This window comes from Vibrio lamellibrachiae, assembly GCF_050337265.1.
Taxonomy (GTDB): Bacteria; Pseudomonadota; Gammaproteobacteria; order Enterobacterales; family Vibrionaceae; genus Vibrio; species Vibrio kyushuensis.
Window position 1 is genome coordinate 1,165,834 of sequence record NZ_JAKJSU010000004.1, and the last position, 20,912, is coordinate 1,186,745.

General features: G+C 43.2%; 20 protein-coding genes. 1 reads left to right on the forward strand and 19 read right to left on the reverse strand.

Translation table 11 applies throughout. The annotated features are described in order from the left end of the window. Positions 1–198 precede the first annotated feature (198 nt). Together guaA and guaB are read right to left on the reverse strand one after the other, a co-directional pair. The gene (guaA, locus tag L4C54_RS05470; protein WP_428803631.1) at positions 199–1,752 is read right to left on the reverse strand and encodes a glutamine-hydrolyzing GMP synthase; all 1,554 of its coding nucleotides are present in this window, start codon (positions 1,750–1,752) and stop codon (positions 199–201) included. A 126-nt stretch (positions 1,753–1,878) separates the two neighbouring features. Continuing rightward, complete coding sequence (guaB, locus tag L4C54_RS05475) at positions 1,879–3,342, reverse strand: IMP dehydrogenase (protein WP_428803632.1); 1,464 nt, start codon at positions 3,340–3,342, stop codon at positions 1,879–1,881. A gap of 209 nt (positions 3,343–3,551) precedes the next feature. Here guaB and xseA point away from each other — a divergent pair, with 209 nt between their 5' ends. Continuing rightward, positions 3,552–4,883 (forward strand): exodeoxyribonuclease VII large subunit, encoded by a 1,332-nt coding sequence (gene xseA / locus L4C54_RS05480; protein WP_428807358.1) that lies wholly within the window; start codon positions 3,552–3,554, stop codon positions 4,881–4,883. A 28-nt stretch (positions 4,884–4,911) separates the two neighbouring features. Here the strand turns inward: xseA and L4C54_RS05485 are convergent, their stop codons facing one another. From L4C54_RS05485 to iscU, 17 genes are all read right to left on the reverse strand, one after another. Next, on the reverse strand, positions 4,912–5,139 hold the full coding sequence (locus tag L4C54_RS05485) for a zinc ribbon domain-containing protein (protein WP_428807359.1): 228 nt from the start codon (positions 5,137–5,139) through the stop codon (positions 4,912–4,914). A 311-nt stretch (positions 5,140–5,450) separates the two neighbouring features. After that, positions 5,451–6,329, reverse strand: a complete 879-nt coding sequence (locus tag L4C54_RS05490) for an alanine--tRNA ligase (protein WP_428807360.1) — start codon at positions 6,327–6,329, stop codon at positions 5,451–5,453. A gap of 81 nt (positions 6,330–6,410) precedes the next feature. Further along, positions 6,411–7,898, reverse strand: a complete 1,488-nt coding sequence (der, locus tag L4C54_RS05495; protein ID WP_428807361.1) for a ribosome biogenesis GTPase Der — start codon at positions 7,896–7,898, stop codon at positions 6,411–6,413. A gap of 219 nt (positions 7,899–8,117) precedes the next feature. Next, positions 8,118–9,278 carry an outer membrane protein assembly factor BamB gene (gene bamB / locus L4C54_RS05500; protein ID WP_428807362.1) on the reverse strand — a complete coding sequence of 387 codons (1,161 nt, stop codon included), beginning with the start codon at positions 9,276–9,278 and terminating at the stop codon, positions 8,118–8,120. A 12-nt stretch (positions 9,279–9,290) separates the two neighbouring features. Continuing rightward, complete coding sequence (locus L4C54_RS05505; protein WP_428807363.1) at positions 9,291–9,905, reverse strand: YfgM family protein; 615 nt, start codon at positions 9,903–9,905, stop codon at positions 9,291–9,293. A gap of 78 nt (positions 9,906–9,983) precedes the next feature. Continuing rightward, positions 9,984–11,252: a histidine--tRNA ligase gene (hisS, locus tag L4C54_RS05510; protein WP_428807364.1), complete on the reverse strand. Its 1,269-nt coding sequence runs from the start codon at positions 11,250–11,252 to the stop codon at positions 9,984–9,986. Between the two features lie 15 nt (positions 11,253–11,267). After that, positions 11,268–12,422, reverse strand: coding sequence for a flavodoxin-dependent (E)-4-hydroxy-3-methylbut-2-enyl-diphosphate synthase (gene ispG / locus L4C54_RS05515; RefSeq protein ID WP_428803640.1), 1,155 nt, complete (start codon positions 12,420–12,422; stop codon positions 11,268–11,270). A gap of 9 nt (positions 12,423–12,431) precedes the next feature. Continuing rightward, the gene (gene rodZ / locus L4C54_RS05520; protein ID WP_428807365.1) at positions 12,432–13,412 is read right to left on the reverse strand and encodes a cytoskeleton protein RodZ; all 981 of its coding nucleotides are present in this window, start codon (positions 13,410–13,412) and stop codon (positions 12,432–12,434) included. 355 nt (positions 13,413–13,767) lie between these two features. Next, positions 13,768–14,889, reverse strand: coding sequence for a dual-specificity RNA methyltransferase RlmN (gene rlmN, locus L4C54_RS05525; RefSeq protein WP_428807366.1), 1,122 nt, complete (start codon positions 14,887–14,889; stop codon positions 13,768–13,770). Between the two features lie 203 nt (positions 14,890–15,092). Continuing rightward, positions 15,093–15,524, reverse strand: a complete 432-nt coding sequence (ndk, locus tag L4C54_RS05530) for a nucleoside-diphosphate kinase (protein ID WP_428807367.1) — start codon at positions 15,522–15,524, stop codon at positions 15,093–15,095. Between the two features lie 89 nt (positions 15,525–15,613). Beyond that, complete coding sequence (pepB, locus tag L4C54_RS05535) at positions 15,614–16,909, reverse strand: aminopeptidase PepB (RefSeq protein ID WP_428807368.1); 1,296 nt, start codon at positions 16,907–16,909, stop codon at positions 15,614–15,616. Positions 16,910–17,052: 143 nt separating this feature from the next. Continuing rightward, positions 17,053–17,253 carry a Fe-S cluster assembly protein IscX gene (gene iscX, locus L4C54_RS05540; protein WP_428803645.1) on the reverse strand — a complete coding sequence of 67 codons (201 nt, stop codon included), beginning with the start codon at positions 17,251–17,253 and terminating at the stop codon, positions 17,053–17,055. A gap of 38 nt (positions 17,254–17,291) precedes the next feature. Further along, a complete protein-coding gene (fdx, locus tag L4C54_RS05545; RefSeq protein WP_428803646.1) occupies positions 17,292–17,630 on the reverse strand; it encodes an ISC system 2Fe-2S type ferredoxin in 339 nt (112 codons plus the stop codon). A 12-nt stretch (positions 17,631–17,642) separates the two neighbouring features. Next, a complete protein-coding gene (gene hscA / locus L4C54_RS05550) occupies positions 17,643–19,496 on the reverse strand; it encodes a Fe-S protein assembly chaperone HscA (protein ID WP_428807369.1) in 1,854 nt (617 codons plus the stop codon). 37 nt (positions 19,497–19,533) lie between these two features. After that, a complete protein-coding gene (gene hscB, locus L4C54_RS05555; protein WP_428807370.1) occupies positions 19,534–20,049 on the reverse strand; it encodes a co-chaperone HscB in 516 nt (171 codons plus the stop codon). A gap of 60 nt (positions 20,050–20,109) precedes the next feature. Further along, entirely contained in the window at positions 20,110–20,433 is a 324-nt protein-coding gene (iscA, locus tag L4C54_RS05560; protein WP_248010470.1) for an iron-sulfur cluster assembly protein IscA, read from the reverse strand. A gap of 68 nt (positions 20,434–20,501) precedes the next feature. After that, complete coding sequence (gene iscU / locus L4C54_RS05565; RefSeq protein WP_428803650.1) at positions 20,502–20,879, reverse strand: Fe-S cluster assembly scaffold IscU; 378 nt, start codon at positions 20,877–20,879, stop codon at positions 20,502–20,504. Positions 20,880–20,912 lie beyond the last annotated feature (33 nt).

Genomic DNA, 20,912 nt, shown 5'->3' on the forward strand with positions numbered 1-20,912 from the left:
AACTTGCGAGTCACTTTGTCGGAATGTAAACCATTTGGCATTCGGTAGACATGAAGAGTAAACGGTGTGCTACAAAAAACACGTGTTAGGTAAACAACCGACGCGTTGCAGCTATAAGAGAATCGAATATCATCAGGCAATAAAAAAGCCCCGTAATAATTACGAGGCTTTCATTTGCAGAGTTAATCTAGTTAAAGATTATTCCCACTCGATAGTCGCAGGTGGCTTACCTGAAATATCGTAAACAACACGTGAAATTCCACCAACTTCATTGATGATTCGGTTAGAAACCTTACCTAAGAAGTCATATGGTAGATGTGCCCAATGAGCAGTCATAAAGTCGATAGTTTCTACCGCACGTAGCGATACAACCCAATCGTATTTACGACCGTCACCCATTACGCCAACAGAGCGTACTGGTAAGAATACCGTAAATGCTTGAGATACTTTATTGTAAAGATCAGCGGCGTGAAGTTCTTCAATGAAGATAGCATCAGCACGACGTAGCAAGTCACAATACTCTTTCTTGATTTCGCCAAGAACACGAACACCTAGACCAGGCCCAGGGAATGGGTGGCGGTAAAGCATGTTGTACGGAAGACCAAGCTCTAGGCCAATCTTACGAACTTCATCTTTAAATAGCTCACGTAGCGGCTCAACAAGACCCATTTCCATGTCATCAGGAAGACCACCAACGTTGTGGTGAGATTTGATAACGTGTGCTTTGCCTGTTTTAGACGCAGCTGATTCGATAACGTCAGGGTAGATAGTACCTTGCGCTAACCATTTCGCGTTTGATAGTTTCTTCGACTCTTCGTCAAAGATATCAACAAATACGTGGCCAATGATCTTACGCTTCGCTTCTGGATCTGATTCGCCTTCAAGTGCTTTTAGGAAACGCTCTTCAGCTTCAACGTGAATGATCTTAAGACCAAACTTGTTGCCGAACATTTCCATAACCTGCTCTGCTTCATTTAAACGAAGTAAGCCGTTATCAACAAACACACACGTTAGTTTGTCACCAATTGCACGGTGAGCAAGCATCGCTACCACTGAAGAGTCAACACCACCAGACAGACCAAGAATCACTTCGTCATCGCCGACTTGCTCTTTAATACGAGCAACTGCGTCTTCAATGATTGATTCTGACGTCCATAGACGCTCACAACCACATACATCAAGTACGAAGTTTTCCAGCATTTTCAGGCCGTTTTTAGTGTGCGTTACTTCTGGGTGAAATTGTACGCCGTAGTATTTTTTCTCTTCATTCGCCATTGCTGCGTATGGACAAGTGTCCGTTTGCGCAACTTTTACGAAGTCTGATGGAATCTCAACAACTTTGTCGCCGTGGCTCATCCAAACATCTTGCGTCTCTTCAAGATCTTTAAATAGAGCTGATTCACCTGTTACTTGAACGGCTGCGTAGCCGAACTCACGCTCATCAGAGCCTGCAACCTTACCACCTAGCTGCTCAGCCATGGTCTGCATGCCGTAACATACGCCAAATACTGGCACGCCAGAGTCAAATACATATTGAGGGGCACGTGGAGAGTTATTTTCCGTCACACTCTCAGGGCCGCCAGACAGGATAATACCGTCTGGGTTAAATTCACGAATGTCAGCTTCTTCTACGTCCCAGCTCCAAAGCTCACAGTAGACACCGATCTCACGAATACGACGTGCAACAAGCTGCGTGTATTGAGAACCGAAGTCCAGAATTAGAATACGTTGGTCATGAATATTTTTAGTCATTTGAGGTAGTCTTATTAGCTAAATAATGAAACGGAGGCGAGTGTACCCGCCTCTCATTAAGTCTTCAAGTGATAAAGCAATCGTTTTCGTCACGCCTATTTATTAAATAAGCGCAACCATTATGCATTAACCTAGACGGTAGTTAGGTGCTTCTTTGGTGATCTGAACATCATGTACGTGGGATTCTTTCATACCCGCACCTGAGATAATCACAAATTCAGCTTTATTACGCATTACTTCAATCGTTGGTGAGCCAGTTAGACCCATGCTTGAACGAAGCCCGCCCATTTGCTGGTGAACGATCTCTTTTAGGCGACCTTTATAAGCGATGCGACCTTCAATGCCTTCTGGTACAAGCTTGTCAGCTGCGTTATCAGATTGGAAGTAACGATCCGATGAACCTTGAGACATTGCGCCAAGCGAACCCATACCACGGTAAGATTTGTATGAACGACCTTGATAAAGGATAACTTCACCCGGTGCTTCTTCTGTTCCAGCGAACATAGAGCCAACCATGACACATGATGCGCCAGCAACGATTGCTTTACAGATATCGCCAGAGTAACGGATACCGCCATCAGCAATAACTGGAATACCGTACTCAGCGGCTGCTTCTGCTGCGTCTGAAATAGCAGTAACTTGCGGTACACCAACACCAGTAACGATGCGAGTTGTACAAATTGAACCAGGGCCGATTCCAACTTTAACTGCACTAACTCCCGCTTCGATTAACGCTTTAGCGCCAGCACCTGTAGCAACGTTGCCACCAATGATGTCTAAATCAGGGAATGCCGCACGTGTTTCACGAATACGGTTAAGAACACCTTCAGAGTGTCCGTGTGAAGAGTCGATAAGTAGAACGTCAACGCCAGCTTCAACAAGAGCAGCAACGCGCTCCTCATTACCAGCGCCTGCGCCAACAGCAGCACCAACACGTAGACGACCTTTGTCATCTTTACACGCGTTAGGTTTACGTTCTGCTTTATGGAAATCTTTTGCTGTGATCATACCGGTTAGTTGAAATTCATCATTCACAACCAGTACTTTTTCAACGCGTGCTTCGTGCATTTTTTCTTGCACTTCTTCACGAGTTGCGCCTTCCTTAACTGATGCTAGGCGAGATTTTGGTGTCATTACCACATCAACTTTCTTTGAAAGATCAGTAACGAAACGAATATCACGGCCAGTAATAATACCAACTAATTCATTGCTTTCAGTAACAACAGGGAAACCTGCAAAACCGTGTTTTTCCGTCAGCGCAACAACATCTTGGATGGTCGCATCAGGACGAACGGTAACTGGAGCAGAAACCACACCCGCTTCAAATATCTTAACTAAGCGAACTTGCTCAGCTTGCTGCTCAATGGACATATTCTTATGAATAAAGCCAATGCCACCTTCTTGGGCAAGAGCGATTGCCAAACGAGCTTCTGTAACAGTATCCATGGATGCTGAAATCATTGGGATGTTTAACGCGATATTTTTAGTAAGCTGAGTGCGAAGATCAGCTGTGTTCGGAAGAACAGTAGAGTGTGCCGGGACGAGTAAAACGTCATCAAAAGTTAAGGCTTCTTTTGCGATTCGTAGCATTTGCAATATCTCACAACAAAGGAGTTAAAAGGAGTAAATCCGACTCTATCGTTTCGCATAATAAAGTCATTTGGATTTGATATTGCAGACGGATTATACGCACGGGGCAATCGCTTGGCTACACATTTATCTAATTTTAATTTGCATTTACCCCCTTGTTATGTAGTATATTGCCGCTATCTTCCACGCTCACGTCTACGAGTTTAGCTGTGTCTTCTCTGACCAACCAAAATATCTTCACTGTCTCACGCCTTAATTCTGAAGTTCGATTACTGCTTGAAAATCAAATGGGTATTGTTTGGCTCGTGGGAGAAATCTCCAACTTTTCATCTCCTGTTTCTGGCCACTGGTACCTCACGCTAAAAGATTCTCGCGCCCAAGTTAAATGCGCGATGTTCAAAGGCAATAATCGCCGAGTTACGTTCAAACCCCAAAATGGTCAGCAAGTATTAGTAAAAGCACGCCTCTCTCTTTATGAGCCAAGAGGTGATTATCAGCTTATTATTGATAGCATGCAGCCAGAAGGTGACGGACAACTGCAGCAACAGTTCGATGAACTAAAGATGAAGCTTGCAGCAGAAGGTCTTTTTTCTCAAAGCTGTAAATCAACATTACCTGAACACCCTAAGTGTGTAGGCGTTATCACCTCTCAAACTGGTGCCGCTCTTTTTGACATTCTAGATGTGTTGAAAAGACGCGACCCAAGTTTGCCCGTTGTTGTCTACCCAACAGTCGTGCAAGGGCAAGATGCCGCAATACAGATAGCTCAAGCAATTGGTCGTGCAAACAGTCGTCAAGAGTGTGATGTGTTGATTGTTGGTCGAGGGGGCGGTTCACTGGAAGATCTTTGGTGCTTTAATAATGAGATCGTTGCTCGAACGATCGCAGCCAGTCAGATCCCGATCATAAGTGCTGTCGGTCATGAAATCGATGTCACTATTGCTGATTTCGTTGCGGATATGCGCGCGCCAACACCTTCGGCCGCCGCAGAACTCGTTAGCCGAGATAACAGCCATAAAGCACAAGCTGTAATGGCGAAGAAGAGAAACTTGCTAAACGCGATGCGCCACTATATGTCAGCGCAACAAGCCGATATCGCTCAATTGAACCACCGTCTAGATAAGCAGCACCCTAGTGTTCAACTTCAGCAGCAAAGTCAGCAAATAGATCAACTGGAAGCGCGGTTACATCACGCTTCAAAACAATACCTGAACAACCAACAAATCAAACTCAGCCGGTTAGAACACAAGCTTCAACTGCAATCTCCCGTAATTCAGTTAAGTCAGCAAAGCTCGCACTTAGCTCAATCTGAACAAAAGCTTGTTGATGCGATGCAAAGGCACCTTTTAAATACTCGCCATAGATTTAGCTTGATGGCAGAAAAGCTTGATACAGTCAGCCCGCTGGCGACGCTTTCACGTGGCTATTCAATTACACAAGATAGTAAAGGCTCGGTGATTACTCGTGCTGAGCAAGTGAAAACGGGAGATAAGTTACTCACCCGTTTAGCTGAAGGCGAAATTAGCTCAACCGTCAACTAGAAGCACTCTAAAGTCATCGTTAAGATAACTAGGCTTTCATCTCTTCAAAGACAACCTTAACTCGAGATTTCGATTTCAGCTCATTACACGAGTTACAAAAGTAGCTCGCTGAACCACACGCTTGAAGTTTCTCTAATTCCGCATCGCAGTCAGGACAAAATGCTTTCTTGGTGTAATCAATCTCGCAAGAAGAGCAAGAATAATGCCCTACCCACTCCAATGAATTTTCACATTTTGGGCAATGGTTACTACTCATAAGTTTCTCTCTTATTTAAACAATGCTAACAGTTAAAGACGGACCGTTAGATTCGCTATATTAAACTCTTCTTGATCTGTGATATTTGATCAATACCAAGCGAACGATCATTGATCATTTCAACAAAAGATCCTTTAATGATCTTACGCTTTATCCAACTTGATCAGCGATCTCCCACAAAAAGAACATTTATATCACCACACACCGAAAGCATAAGTTACATGTGCTGCATTTCAATTTTAACCGATATTTTATATCGGTAGATATATCTCAAATGAGACTAATTAGTTTTTCATAAAAGTATCGTAAATCTAATTTACTCCATTTACAGCCGTTTGCATTTCAATATTCTGCTCATCAAGCTTAATTAGCGATACCTGAATACTCTCAAACTCACCCAAAGAAGTAACGTGTGTTCCGCCACAAGGTATGGTCGCTACACTGCCTTCAGCCAAATCACATGACCAGTATCGTGAGCTTGTTAAAGAGTCACCATCGCACGTCATAAGTACATCGGCTTTGGTCTCTAACCAACTAACCAATTGATCATTTACGCGACTCTCTATAGACGTTAGCTCTTCTAGCATTTGTGCGCTGTTTAAACCTCGCTTACGTAGTGTTTTACCTAAACGGTACACATCTACACATCGGTCTTCGGTTACAAAACTGGTGACTTGTGCGTAGCTATTAAAGTCATGGTGCCCGTGCGGGTCTTTTCTATCTGCATCTTTGCGCCAGTAACCTTCCGCGAGTATTTTGTTCAGCGCAAGGTAAGCTAAGTGGCCCGCACTGTGACCTCGACTTAGGCTTTGCTGATACGCTTTATCAACGACCCAAGTGATGGGCTCATTGACTTTTAATTCATCGACGTCACTCTGAAAACAGTGAACAACGACAAATACCCACCCTTCAGCATCTCGCTTAACAGGTATGGCATCACCAATGAACAGTTGTTGCGTTGCAACTTCGACTGCACCAACAAGACAATTGTCTACAGAAATCGATTTTCCCGCGATTTCAAGATGACCTTGGTCCGCAGGGTGATCGGGCCATATGTGGCTTACAGGATGGAAAGGCGTTCTCTCCGTCACAACATACGAGTTGCCATCTTGTTTAGAGATTAATTGAATGAACGAGTCTAACTGCCACGTTTGGTGGCAAAATTGAGTAATGGTTGGAGTTACAGTCATAGGAGTCTACTGTTTAGTTGTTAATATAGGCTTGTGTATGGAGGGCAAAAAAAAGCCCAAGCAATAAGCTTGGGCACTGAACTATTTTTTGTTGCGACCTTTCACCATCGTCATCAGGCGCTTGCGTTTACGCTCCTGAGAGATAGTTACTTTATTAGTCTTACCCTCAAATGGGTTCTCACTGCTTTGGAACTGAATACGAATTGGCGTACCCATGATCTCTAATGATTTACGATAGTAGTTCATTAGGTAGCGTTTGTAAGATGCAGGTAGCTCTTTTACTTGGTTACCGTGGATAACAACGATTGGTGGGTTATAACCACCAGCATGCGCATATTTCATCTTAACGCGGCGTCCACGAACCATTGGTGGTTGGTGATCATCAGATGCCATCTTCATGATACGAGTCAGTACTGAAGTACCTACACGTGTTGTTGCTGACTTATACGCTTCCTGAACCGATTCGAACAAGTGACCAACACCTGTACCGTGTAGTGCAGAGATAAAGTGAATACGAGCAAAATCAACAAAGCCTAGACGACGGTCCAGTTCTTTTTTCACGTGCTCTTTTACATCACTATCAAGACCATCCCACTTGTTTACTGCGATTACAATCGAACGTCCAGCGTTCAATGCAAAGCCAAGTAAGCTTAAGTCTTGCTCTGAGATATTCTCACGAGCATCGATAAGAAGTAATACAACGTTCGCATCTTCAACTGCTTTTAGCGTTTTAACCACCGAGAATTTTTCAACGGTTTCGTTAATAGCCTTACGACGACGAACACCTGCGGTATCAATTAATACATATTCACGATCATCGCGCTGCATCGGAATGTAGATAGAATCACGAGTTGTTCCTGGCATATCATAAACAACCACACGCTCTTCACCCAAAATGCGGTTAGTTAGCGTTGATTTACCTACGTTCGGGCGACCAATAATCGCAAGTTTAATCGGTTGATCCTGAAGGCGCTTGAACTCTTCTTCAGCTTCTTCTTCAGTAAACTCTACTTGCTCTTCATCATCATCTTCGAAATCCGTTAAATCAGTAATTTCGCCATTTTCGATTTTTAATGCTTCTGCAAATGGATTTAGAGCAAGTTCAATAAGTGCTGTAACCCCGCGGCCATGAGCAGCTGCGATCTGGTACATGTCATCAACACCTAGTTTCCAGAAGTCAGCACAAGCTGCATCGCCATCAATGCCATCAATTTTGTTTACCACAAGCATTGAAGGTTTTTCAATTAAGCGTAAGTGTTTTGCAATCGCTTCATCTGAAGGCGTAAGACCAGCACGGCCATCAACCATGAACAAAACGACATCGGCTTCATCAATCGCTGCTAGTGACTGAGCCGCCATTTTTGTTTCAACACCTTCTTCAGTGCCATCAATACCACCTGTATCAATCACAATGAATTCATGTTCTTCTGATTTAGCATGACCATATTTACGGTCACGAGTTAAACCAGGAAAGTCAGCAACCAATGCGTCACGAGTACGTGTCAGTCGGTTAAACAATGTAGATTTTCCTACATTTGGACGCCCGACAAGAGCAACAACAGGTACCATAATAAACCTCTACAATATGTTCTATATGTAGTTATAGGTAACGGATTGCCGAACGTCTAAAGCGTCATATTAACCGTCCTGTATAAACAGGCTCTAATTAACAATCTCTTAGAGACAAAGTGCAATGCAGTTACCTATAACCACATGATTGGATTTTTCTCAATAAAACGGCCCCTAGCTGATAACAGCAAGGAGCCGAATGTGAATTATATCACGATATTACTTATTGATCGTCAGTTTCTTTACATCGCCATTGCGGGTTACGATTACATAACCATCAGGGATAGCAGTAGGACCAACGGCAAAACCACTGTCATCAACAAGTTGTTGTGCGACAAATTCGCCACTGCTTCGATCTAACCAGTGTAAGTAACCTTCACTATCACCTACAACCACTCGATTATCAATAATCACTGGCGCTGTTAATTGGCGATATTCTAGATCTTTATTACTCCAGATCTCAGTGCCACTTCGTGCATCAACAGCAATAAGATGATCTTGATCCGTCACTAGATATATACGGCTACCATCTGTTGCTAGATCCGTTGCTGAAGAGTATGAACGCTTCCACATTGGTCTGCCAGATTGAAGATCAATACTCGTTAATTGACCATTAAATCCAACAATGTATAAGGTGCTACCGATAATAACTGGTGAGGCATCGACATCAACCAAACGGTCAATCTCAGTTGAACCTTGCGGCATACCAATTGGCTGTTGCCAAATAAGTTGACCACGTTCCACAATTGCAGCGGCTAGTCGACCGTTAGCTGTACCCCAAAATACACCACCAGAAACAGTAACAGGTGCACTGTCACCGCGTAAGGTCAGATTAGGTACATCAGTGCTGATTGCCCATTTTTGAACACCTGTTGATTGCTCTAAAGCGATTAACATGCCACGGCTGGTATTAACGATGATCATATTGCTGTCTGCAACAGGGGCAGCCAGTACTTCACCGTCAACATCAACGCGCCAAGCTAATTCACCGGTTTTTGCATCCAGTGCAATCAATTGGCCGTTTTCACTACCAATATAAATTTGGCTATACGCCGCAGTGATACCACCGGATAAACGTGCTGATACATCTTCTTCTAAATCGGTCTGCCATAGCGTTTTTCCATTTTCAGGATCAAGGGCTTTAACAACACCGTCTCGACTTGCAACAAAGACATGACCATATGCGTATTCAGGCGTTAGCTTAGAAAAGTAATGGCCAACACCACCACCTGCCGAAGCGCGCCATTGCTGCTCTGGTGTAAACTCACTTGTCACCATAGGCACTGGTGCCATAATGATTGTATCTTCTTCGCTTGCACACCCTATAAGCGTACCTACAGCGATGGCTGACATCAAAAGCCTGCTCAGTAGTTTATTCATCAACAAAAGCCCTTACTTGGCTAAATCATCAAGCTTAAGTTGTAGAGTTTGGCTTGCGTCCGCTGCTTGCTGAGCTTCTGAATATGCGGCATACGCTGCATCTTCATTACCCTGTCTTAGCTCGATATCACCACGTAGTTCAGCAATACGACCAGACCAATTTGCATCGGTAATATTACTCAGTTCAGCTAACGCACCTGCATAGTTTTCTTGCTCTGCTTGAATACGAGCAACACGGTAGATGATCACGGCTTTCAGTGCTTCATCTTTACTGTTCGCTTTAGCCCACTCTAGTTGAGCAAGCGCTTCATCAAGCTGATTAGCTTCAACTTGAACTTTTGCTAATTGAAGCGCAGCAAGAACTGAATATTCTGATTTAGCGTTTGCATCAATAAAGCTTTGTACTTGCTCATCGCTGCCTGCTTGGTTGCTCAGTAATGCAGTCATTACTTGCGTGTAAGATTCAGATGCTTGCTCTTTTGCTTCTAGAGCTGAATCTTGATAATAGCGCCAACCAAATAGACCACCAAGACCAACGACTGCGCCTAAAACAACGGCTTTGCCATTCTCTTTCCACCAGTCTTTAATCGCTTCAACTTGTTGTTCTTCAGAATCGTAGACTTCCACTTGCTGTCCTCTGTTATTCGATAAGTGATGTCATACCGACACCACTTAATATTAATTAGTTATTAATTTAACGGTTAATTAAATAAGTTCAGCTAACTTAGCTGCAACATCCGTTTGTGAGTAAGTATCTTGCGTACCAGCAGATAGGTCTTTAAAGACAACTTTATTACTAGTCACCTCGTTTTCTCCAAGCACTAACGCTACTGCCGCACCTACTTTATCAGCACGTTTAAACTGCTTCTTAAAGTTACCACCACCGAAGTGGCTCATAACACGAAGACCTGGTACTTGCTCACGAAGTTGTTCAGCAAGCTTCATCCCTGCCATCGTTGTTCCTTCGCCAGCTGTCACCATGTAGACATCAACACTACGACGAACTTGCGTTAGCTCTAGAGTTTCCATCATCAGAACGAGACGCTCTAAGCCCATAGCAAAACCAACCGCAGGGGTTGCTTTACCGCCTAGTTGCTCAACTAAACCATCGTAGCGGCCACCACCACATACAGTGCCTTGAGCACCTAAGCTATCGGTGATCCACTCAAAAACGGTACGATTATAATAATCTAGGCCACGAACCAGGCGCTCATTAACGGTATATTCGATACCTGCAGCGTCAAGAAGTTCACACAAACCTGCAAAATGTTGCTTTGACTCATCATCTAAATACTCAGATAAGCTCGGTGCGTCACCTAGGATCGCTTGAACGTCTGGGTTTTTAGTGTCTAGCACTCTTAGAGGGTTAGTATGCAAGCGTCGCTTACAATCTTCGTCTAGCACATCTTGGTATTGCTCAAGGTAAGCAATTAGCGCAGTACGATAGTTTGCACGAGCCTCTAACGAGCCAATAGAGTTAAGCTCTAAACGAACATGTTCATTAATGCCGAGTTCACGCCAAAGACGCGCTGTCATCATAATGAGTTCAGCATCAACGTCTGGGCCGTTTAAGCCAAAGACTTCAACACCACACTGGTGAAACTGACGGTAACGACCTTTCTGTGGGCGCTCGTGGCGGAACATTGGTCCCATGTACCATAAACGTTGTTCTTGGTTGTACAAAAGACCATTTTCGATCCCAGCACGAACACAACCAGCAGTCCCTTCTGGGCGCAATGTTAAACTGTCCCCGTTACGGTCTTCGAACGTGTACATCTCTTTTTCAACCACATCGGTTACTTCACCGATTGCACGGCTAAACAAATGAGTTGACTCAACAATTGGCATACGAACTTCGTTGTAACCATAAGCGCTAACTACACTTTTAACCGCGCCTTCAACTTTATGCCAAAGCGGAGATTGAGTTGGGAGACAATCGTTCATGCCTCGGATTGCTTGAATATGTTTTGCCACAATATTTACCGTAAATTAGTTATTGTCGATTTGATCATTGTCTAATTGAGCGCTTTCAATTTGTTGAACAGCAATACGGTTACTTTCGTCAACCATAGATGCTTTAGCTCGAATTTTTGCTTCTAATTTTGCAACAAGATCATCGTTATCAAATCGCTCTTTTTGACGTTTACCGTCTTCATAAAATGCGCTTTTTTTATTACTTCCCGCTAAGCCTAAATGAGAGACTTCAGCTTCGCCTGGTCCGTTTACAACACAGCCTATGATGGACACATCCAACGGAGTAATAATGTCTTCAAGGCGCTCTTCTAATGCGTTCACTGTATTGATCACATCAAACTCTTGGCGTGAGCAGCTAGGACAAGCAATAAAGTTAATACCTCGAGAGCGAATTCTAAGTGATTTTAGAATATCAAAACCAACTTTGATCTCTTCAACTGGGTCAGCCGCTAAAGAAATACGCAATGTATCACCGATGCCTTCAGCGAGTAACATACCTAAGCCAACGGATGATTTTACCGAGCCAGCACGCATGCCGCCCGCTTCCGTAATCCCTAGGTGCAGAGGCTGATCGATTTTCTTCGCCAATAAGCGATATGAGTCGACAGCTAAGAAAACATCAGACGCTTTGACGCTAATTTTAAATTGATCAAAATTAAGACGGTCAAGAATATCAACATGTCTCATTGCAGATTCAACTAACGCTTCAGGTGTCGGCTCTCGATATTTAACTTGGATATCTTTTTCTAATGAACCGCCATTAACACCGATTCTAATAGGAATATTTTTGTCGCGTGCGCAATCAACAACAGAGCGAACACGTGCCTCACTGCCGATATTACCAGGGTTAATGCGCAAACAATCCACGCCATACTCAGCAACTTTAAGTGCAATGCGATAATCAAAGTGAATATCGGCCACCAACGGAACAGAAACTTGCTGTTTAATCAGCTTAAAGGCTTCGGCTGCATCCATTGTCGGCACGGAAACGCGAACAATATCAGCGCCCACTTTTTCAAGTGATCGAATTTGAGCCACGGTAGCGGCTACATCGGTCGTGCGTGTATTAGTCATGGACTGCACCGCAATCGGGGCACCATCACCAATAGGCACGTCACCCACGTATATACGTGTCGATGGGCGACGTTTAATAGGGGATTCGTATTGCATAATTAGGTTCTAAGGTAAGGTGAATCGAGCTACTTTACCTGAAGTATACCCAGAAAGGTCGACAGGTTCACTCGCAAATGTCATTGAAACACTTTCTGGTGCACCTAGAATAATATTTAGCGGAGATTTTGCATCTAAATTGATGTTCTGACCTGCCTTCTTAATCCCTGTAGAAAGTACCTTACCAGAGGCATCTTTCACTTGGATCCAACAGTCAGCTTTGAAGGTCATAGTTAGCGGACGTAGCGTTGCAGAAGAGTGTGCAGGTTCATTTGCTTTAGCCACAGGTTCTGCAATGACAACTGGCTCTACTTTTTCAGCAGGCTTAGCTACTTCAATCGCTTCAACGCTTGCATCACTCGCAGTTGGCGCAACAGTTTGAGTACCAACAGATTCAGCAGGTGTAGTTTCATCTAAATTTTCTTGTTGGTATATTGGCTCAGGAAGCTCGCTAGACAGCTCACTTTCTACAACTGGATCTAGCGTTTCGATTTGGGTCGATTGATTTGATTCAGTTTGAATAGCTTCAATTTCATCGCTACTTGATATGATCAGCGTATCTTGGAGTTGGTTTTGCCACCACCAAATTGATGAGATTGCGATAATAATCGCTAGAATGCCCCAAGTAAGCATCATGATACGGCTATCATGGCGCTCACGTTTGGTTTTGCGTGAAAAGCTCATCATCTCTTGCTCTTGATGCTGGGCATCCCCACAATCAGCCAGTGCACTTAAAACGATCGATTCATCTATGTTTACCGCTTTTGCATAAGAGCGCAAATAACCACGAATAAACGTCGCGACCTGCCCTGACTCAAAGTTATTGTCTTCTATTCCTTCAATAAGAGATAAACGCAAACGTAAACGATCAGCGATTTGTTTCTGGCTTAATCCTAACTCAATGCGTCGCTCTTTAAGAATCGTTCCCGCTTCTTTCTTTTTTTCTGCCACTTGTGGCGCTTCAATTACAATATCTTGTTCAGTACTCATTAGTAATGTACTTCTCGTTTAGGTGTTCTTGTAAAGCGATAACTTTTATTAGTTATAGTTGGTAGTCACTTCAATGTACAAAAACAGATAGTTGTTAAGGGATTAACCTCACTTAATACAGCAAAATTCAAGGTAATAACCTTAAAAATCCTTCGAAAACCTGAATCAAAACTGAAACACCAGGCTAATAAGCAATTCTAATAGATATTGACCGATTAACAACATGCCCATCAATCGAAAATCACAAGCAGGTCAAGGTTTTTCATAAATTTTACATAGAATCGCCATAATTTAATTTCAAAATGTAAAAACAACAAAGCCAGAGCATGCTCTGGCTTTGTTTTCATCTTTCGAATTAAAGCGATTTGGTTGGTATTTGCTCACCGACCGCTGCGTTCATTTTTGTCCGCTTAGTTCTATCTATAACATCGCCGACTAATTGTCCACATGCTGCATCGATATCATCACCACGAGTCTTCCTCGTCGTCACCGTAAAATCATATTCCATGAGTGTCTTCATAAAGCGATCAATACGAGAGTTGCTCGGCTTTTTATATGGAGAACCCGGATACGGGTTAAATGGAATCAAGTTGAATTTGCATGGCGTGTCTTTCATTAACTCGCCTAGCTCTCTCGCGTGCTCCATTCCATCATTCACATGATCTAATAGAACATACTCAACAGTCACTCGGCCACGGTTTGCATTCGATGATGCAATATAACGGCGAACTGAAGCTAAGAAGTCTTGGATATCCCAACGATCATTAATTGGCATGATTTCACTGCGAAGCTTATCATTTGGTGCATGTAGAGAAATTGCTAGAGCAACGTCAATCGTTCCGGTCATTTGATCAAGGCCTGAAACAACACCAGAGGTCGACACTGTTACGCGTCGCTTTGACAAACCAAAGCCAAAATCATCCAGCATGATCTCTAATGCAGGGATTAGATTTTTCATGTTGAGAAGTGGCTCGCCCATGCCCATCATTACGATATTGGTAATAGGACGACGACCTGTCTCTTTTTCTAGACCGATTTCTCTCGCTGCTCGCCAAACCTGACCAATAATTTCTGATACTTTAAGGTTACGGTTAAAGCCTTGAGCGCCAGTTGAGCAGAACTTACATTCTAATGCACAGCCGACTTGAGAAGAGACACACAAAGTCGCACGGTCTTCTTCAGGGATATAAACCGTTTCAACGTCTTGATCACCAACACGCATCGCCCATTTAATGGTGCCGTCTTGTGAGTGAAGTGCTTCAGACACATAAGGTGCTTTGATTTCACAACGGTGCTTTAGTTTTTCGCGAAGCTTTTTATTGATGTTATTCATCTTGTCGAAGTCATCACAACCAAAGTGATAAATCCACTTCATCAACTGATCAGCGCGGAATGCTTTTTCACCCAACTCTTCAGCAAAAAATTTACGCATACCTTTACGATCAAAATCGAGTAGATTGATTTTTTCAGTGGTCATGTAGCCTCTCAATAACAGAAACAAGATTTAAGGGCGCGAATTGTACAGCCTTTACGTGTTGCCAACAAGTTAAGTCTAGTTGGAAATAGTTAACTCTATTATTTACCAGTGGTTATTTATTAACCTTTCATACGAATGCAAGCATAAAAAAACCTCAGCAACTAGGCTGAGGTTTTAAATAGACGGTTTTTACTTGAGAATATTTAGTTCGAACGCGGGCAGATTTCTGAACTCGGGAAGAAATATTCAATCTCTCTCGCAGCAGATTCAGGGCTATCTGAACCGTGTACAGAGTTATAACGCATACTGATAGCGTAATCAGCGCGAAGTGTGCCACACGCCGCTTCTTCTGGGTTGGTTTTTCCCATTAACTCACGGTAACGACCAATAGCATTTTCCCCTTCAAGGACCTGAACCATAATTGAACCCGATGTCATGAACTCTTTAAGCGCAGGGTAAAACTCTTTACCTTCATGCTCTGCGTAAAACCCACCAGCTTGCTCATCAGTAAGTTGAACCATTTTTGCAGCAATAACCTGTAGGCCTGCTTTCTCGATTCTGTGGTAGATCTCACCAATCAAGTTACGCTTTACTGCATCTGGTTTAACGATAGAAAAAGTTCTTTCAAGAGCCATAAAATATCCTTTTTGTTTCAATTATTGTTGTTATCAGCCGCTATGATTTTTAGCGGCTTTTATAATTAGATGTATCTGATTACTAAATGCTATTTAGCTTGTTCTGTTAGGAAGCGAGCTAGAGTGCGAACGCCCATTCCTGTTGCGCCTGCAGCCCATTTGTCATTTGAAGACTTACGGTAAGTACCTGCACAATCCATATGAACCCAGCCTTTCTTATAATCATCAACAAAGTAAGAAAGAAACGCTGCTGCGGTGCTTGCACCTGGCGTGTAATCACCACTACTGATATTGGACAAATCAGCAAAGTTTGATGGTAGCATTCCACGGTGAAAGTCCGCTAATGGAAGTGGCCATAAACCTTCTTTTTCATGACCTGCAGCACTCAATGCTTTTTGTGATAATTCATCATCAAAACTTAGCAGTGCATGGTAATCATTACCCAGCGCGTTTTTAGCCGCGCCGGTCAGGGTTGCACAGTCAATGATCAACTCAGGATTATGTTCACTTGCATACATAAGCCCGTCAGCCAGAACCAAGCGGCCTTCCGCATCGGTGTTCATTATCTCAACAGTCTTGCCATTTTTGTACGTGATGATATCGCCTAGCTTTAATGCACGGCCAGAAATCATGTTCTCAGCACAACATAAAATAAGCTTCACGCGCTTATTCAGACCACGTGTAATAGCTAATGCGAGTCCACCAGTGATCGTTCCAGCGCCGCCCATATCAGCCTTCATAGCTGTCATAAACTGACCAGGTTTAATGCTGTAACCACCAGAGTCAAATGTGATTCCCTTACCAACGAGACAGGCAAACACAGGCGCATTCTCGTCGCCTGTTGGGTTATAGTCGAGTTGAAGCATCGCTGACGTTCTCTCTGAACCACGGCCAACGGCAAATATCCCCTGCCAACCTTCCGCCAATAGATCACGATCTTTAACAATCTTAACGCTGACAGTACCTTTAGGAGCGACTGACTTAATAAATTCAGCGGCCATTGTTGCTAGCTGTCTAGGCGCGACTTCTTCAGCCGTCTTATTAATGATGTCGCGAGTCCAATCGGTTGTCTTAATGCGAGCTTCTAATTCAACTTGTGACTCAGGATCTAATGGTTGCCACTCGAGGTTATTGGTCTTTTTAGGGCTTCTGTAGCCTTGTTGAAAAGCCCAGATACTTTCTAGATCCCAGCCTTCGCCTTGCAAAGATACTGATTTAACACCTTGAGCATCAAGTTTACGAGCTGCACGTTGAACCGCACCAAGGTCATGGCCTTCGCCAATATGGACTGTTGCACCATTGTCTGAAAATGACAAAATGGCTTTGTCGCCCCACTGTGGCTGAGCAGGCTCACGACTGATAAATAGGGACATCTGTGTTGACATGGTTTCTCCTTGTCTGTGTAAGGTTTTAATACCATTTTTAATAACGCAAGAATGTTAGCATTATGTAGGATGAAAGTGTCAATTTGATAAAAAAAACGGACCATAAGGTCCGTTTTAATAATTATTCGTTCTTTTTCCGGTAACTAGTCGATTTCATCCATCCAGCACAACATTATGGCTTCCAAGATCTTCTCGTTAGAGTGCTTGGGATCATCCTCAAAATCTTCAAGATCCAACACCCACTGATGCAGGTCTGTAAAGCGAACCGTTTGAGGATCTGTGTCTGGGTGTAAATCACAAAGCTCAATCGCAATGTCACGCGAGTCAATCCATTTCAAGCTCATCATTATTCCTTAATTAGTAGTTAACCTATTTGTTAAGTTTAGTGCTCTTCTGACGCAAGGTTTAAGGTGTACTTTGGAATTTCCACCACTAAATCTGCGTCTGCTACTTTCGCTTGGCAACCTAAACGAGATTCCATCTCTAAGCCCCAAGCTTTATCTAACATATCGTCTTCAAGATCATCACTCTCTTCAAGTGAGTCAAAACCTTCACGAATAACGACATGGCAAGTTGTACAAGCACACGATTTTTCACAAGCATGCTCGATAGCAATGCCATTTTTAAGGGCAACATCAAGAACGGTTTGTCCTTTCTCTGCTTCTAATACAGCACCTTCCGGGCAAAGGTCTTCGTGAGGTAACACTACAATTTTAGGCATAAATTTTATCTCTTAAATATCATCAACTGACTGGCCTGATAGCGCAGCACGAATGGACTTATCCATACGACGAGAAGCAAAATCTTGGCTCGCTTTATCAGTCTGTTTAATTCCATGCTCAATGGCATCTGGGTCATCACTATTACGAAGCTCAATCAATGACTCTATCGCTTTGATCAGTGCTTGTTCTTCAGCTTCAGATAACAGTTCGTCACCATCTGCCTGCATAGCGGCGATAAGGCCTTCAATAACTCGATCGGCTTCTACACGCTGTTCTGCTAGTGCTCGAGCGCCCATGTCTTCTTTTGCATAAGTCATTGAGTCTTTCAGCATGCTAGCGACTTCATTATCACTCAAACCATAGGATGGTTTGACTTGTATGTCAGACTTCACACCTGTGCTTTTTTCCATTGCTGTAATTGAAAGTAGTCCATCAGCATCGACTTGATAAGTCACGCGGATATGTGCAGCTCCAGCTGTCATTGGAGGGATTCCTTTCAGAGCAAAGCGAGCTAGCGATCGACAATCATCAACCATTTCACGCTCACCTTGAACGGTATGGATGGTCATGGCTGTTTGACCATCTTTAAACGTCGTAAACTCTTGAGCTTTAGCTACAGGGATTGTGGTATTGCGTGGAATGATTTTTTCAACCAATCCACCCATTGTTTCAATCCCCAATGAAAGTGGAATAACATCAAGCAATAACATTTCTGAATCTGGCTTATTTCCAGCGAGTACGTCAGCTTGAATAGCTGCACCTATAGCCACAACTTCATCAGGATTAATATCAGTCAACGGTTTACGGTCAAAGAATCCACCAACCAAGTCACGAACATGTGGAGTACGTGTAGAACCGCCAACCATGACGACTTCCATAACTTCGTCCTTCTCAACAGAGGCATCTTTTAATGCTCTGCGACAAGAGAGTAATGTTCTTTTAATTAAAGGTGTCACCAGATCATTAAACTCAGTGCGAGTTAATGTCCCTTGCCAACCGAGTACTGAAACGTCACAGCTATTATGTGCTGACAGTTCGATTTTCGCTTGAGTCGCAGCATTAAGTAGCTGTCGACGTTGCTCTGCGGTTAGCTCTGTATTTATATTGATTTGTGACAACAGATGTTCAGCAATCAAGTGATCAAAATCATCACCACCTAGCGCAGAGTCCCCACCGGTTGCTAATACTTCAAACACACCTTTTGACAAGCGTAAAATAGAGATATCAAACGTACCGCCACCTAAGTCATAGACAGCAATAATGCCCTCTTTACCAGAGTCTAAACCATACGCGAGCGCCGCTGCAGTAGGTTCATTTAGAAGACGTAGTACATGTAAACCGGCTAAGTTAGCTGCATCTTTGGTGCCCGCTCTTTGCGCATCATCAAAGTACGCAGGTACGGTAATCACCACACCAGCTAATTCTCCACCTAGTGTTTTTTCAGCACGTTGCCCTAACACTCTCAATATGTCGGCTGACACTTGAATCGGGTTCTTTGAACCTTGCGCTGTTTGTAACACAGGCAGCCCGTTATCACTCTCTTCAAATTGATACGGTAGTGTTGGATAACGACTTTGAATATCTTGCAAAGAACGGCCGATTAAACGCTTCACCGAAATAATCGTATTAACCGGATCTGACTCAGCTTGATCGTGAGCACTTTGACCGACAGTTAAAGTATCACCGGAGTAGTTGACGACAGAAGGGAGAATCGTACGTGATTGGTCGTCTTTAAGAGGCGTCGCTTCGCCACTTCGAACAGAAGCAACAAGTGAATTGGTTGTACCTAAATCAATCCCTGCGGCCAATTTATGTTGGTGAGGTGCAGAGCTTTGTCCTGGTTCGGCAATTTGAAGTAGTGCCATTTAAGCGTCCTTAATTATTCTAATTAGCTTTGTTTTATTAACTAAGTAGTCGATCTTCGACTTGTTCTATTTGTTGTAATAACTTAGCAATAAATTTTAATTTTCTTACCAAATCAGCGGCGCTGGTCCAATGTGAATTGGTCAATTCTATTTCAAGTTCTGATTGCTGTTTCTTAAACATAGCGCTGATTCTGCTTTCAAAATCAAACAGTTTATCTTCAGCGTCTGTCGCAGACTCAATTTCTTCTAACTCTTCTCTCAGCTCCATCTGCTCCATGAGAAACATAGGATCTTGCATAGTTTGTGTTTCGGAACGCAACTCTACACCATTAAGTGATAATAAGTATTCCGCACGAGAGATCGGATGCTTGAGTGCTTGATAAGCGTCGTTAATTTGCGCCGCTTTTTGCACAGACATTAATCGGTCACGCTCAGATGAAGCAGCAAAGTTATCAGGGTGGAAGCGTTTTTGCAGCTCTCTAAACTGAGAAGAAAGAAGGCTACCGTCCAGTGTAAACTGAATAGGTAGCCCAAATAATTCAAAATGATTCATGAAACATCAATCCTAAGATGCTAGCTAAGAAAGCAGCGCCTTCTTAGCTATCTTATCTAATTAAACGTTGAAGCTTTCACCACAACCACACTCACCTTTGGCGTTAGGGTTATTAAATTCAAAACCCTCATTTAGCCCTTCTTTTACATAATCAAGCTCTGTGCCATCTAAGTAAACTAAGCTTTTCGGATCAATAATGACCTTAACACCCGAGTGTTCGAAGACTTGGTCTTCTTCATTCAACTCATCTACGAACTCAAGTACGTATGCCATACCTGAACAGCCAGTTGTTTTCACTGCTAGTCGCAACCCGATACCTTTACCGCGGTTCTCTAAGAATGATTGAACTCGGCCTGCTGCCGTATCTGTCATGGTGATGGCCATACTACAACCTTGTGTTTATATAATAAGTAGAACTTTAGAGGGAACAATTTACTGCTCCCTATCGTTAATTAGCGCTTTTTTTTGTAATCAGCAACGGCTGCTTTAATCGCGTCTTCCGCTAGAATTGAGCAGTGAACTTTCACTGGAGGCAATTCTAATTCTTCGGCAATTTCAGAGTTTTTTATCGCTGCTGCTTCATCAATACTTTTACCTTTAACCCACTCAGTAACAAGAGAGCTAGAAGCGATTGCGCTACCACAACCATAAGTTTTGAACTTCGCGTCCTCAATAATACCATCAGGTGTTACTTTAATTTGAAGTTTCATTACATCGCCACAAGCTGGCGCACCAACCATGCCACTACCGACACTTGGGTCTTCTTTATCAAACGAACCTACGTTACGTGGGTTTTCGTAGTGATCTATTACTTTTTCGCTATAAGCCATGATAGTTACCTCGAATCCTCTATTTCCCTGAGA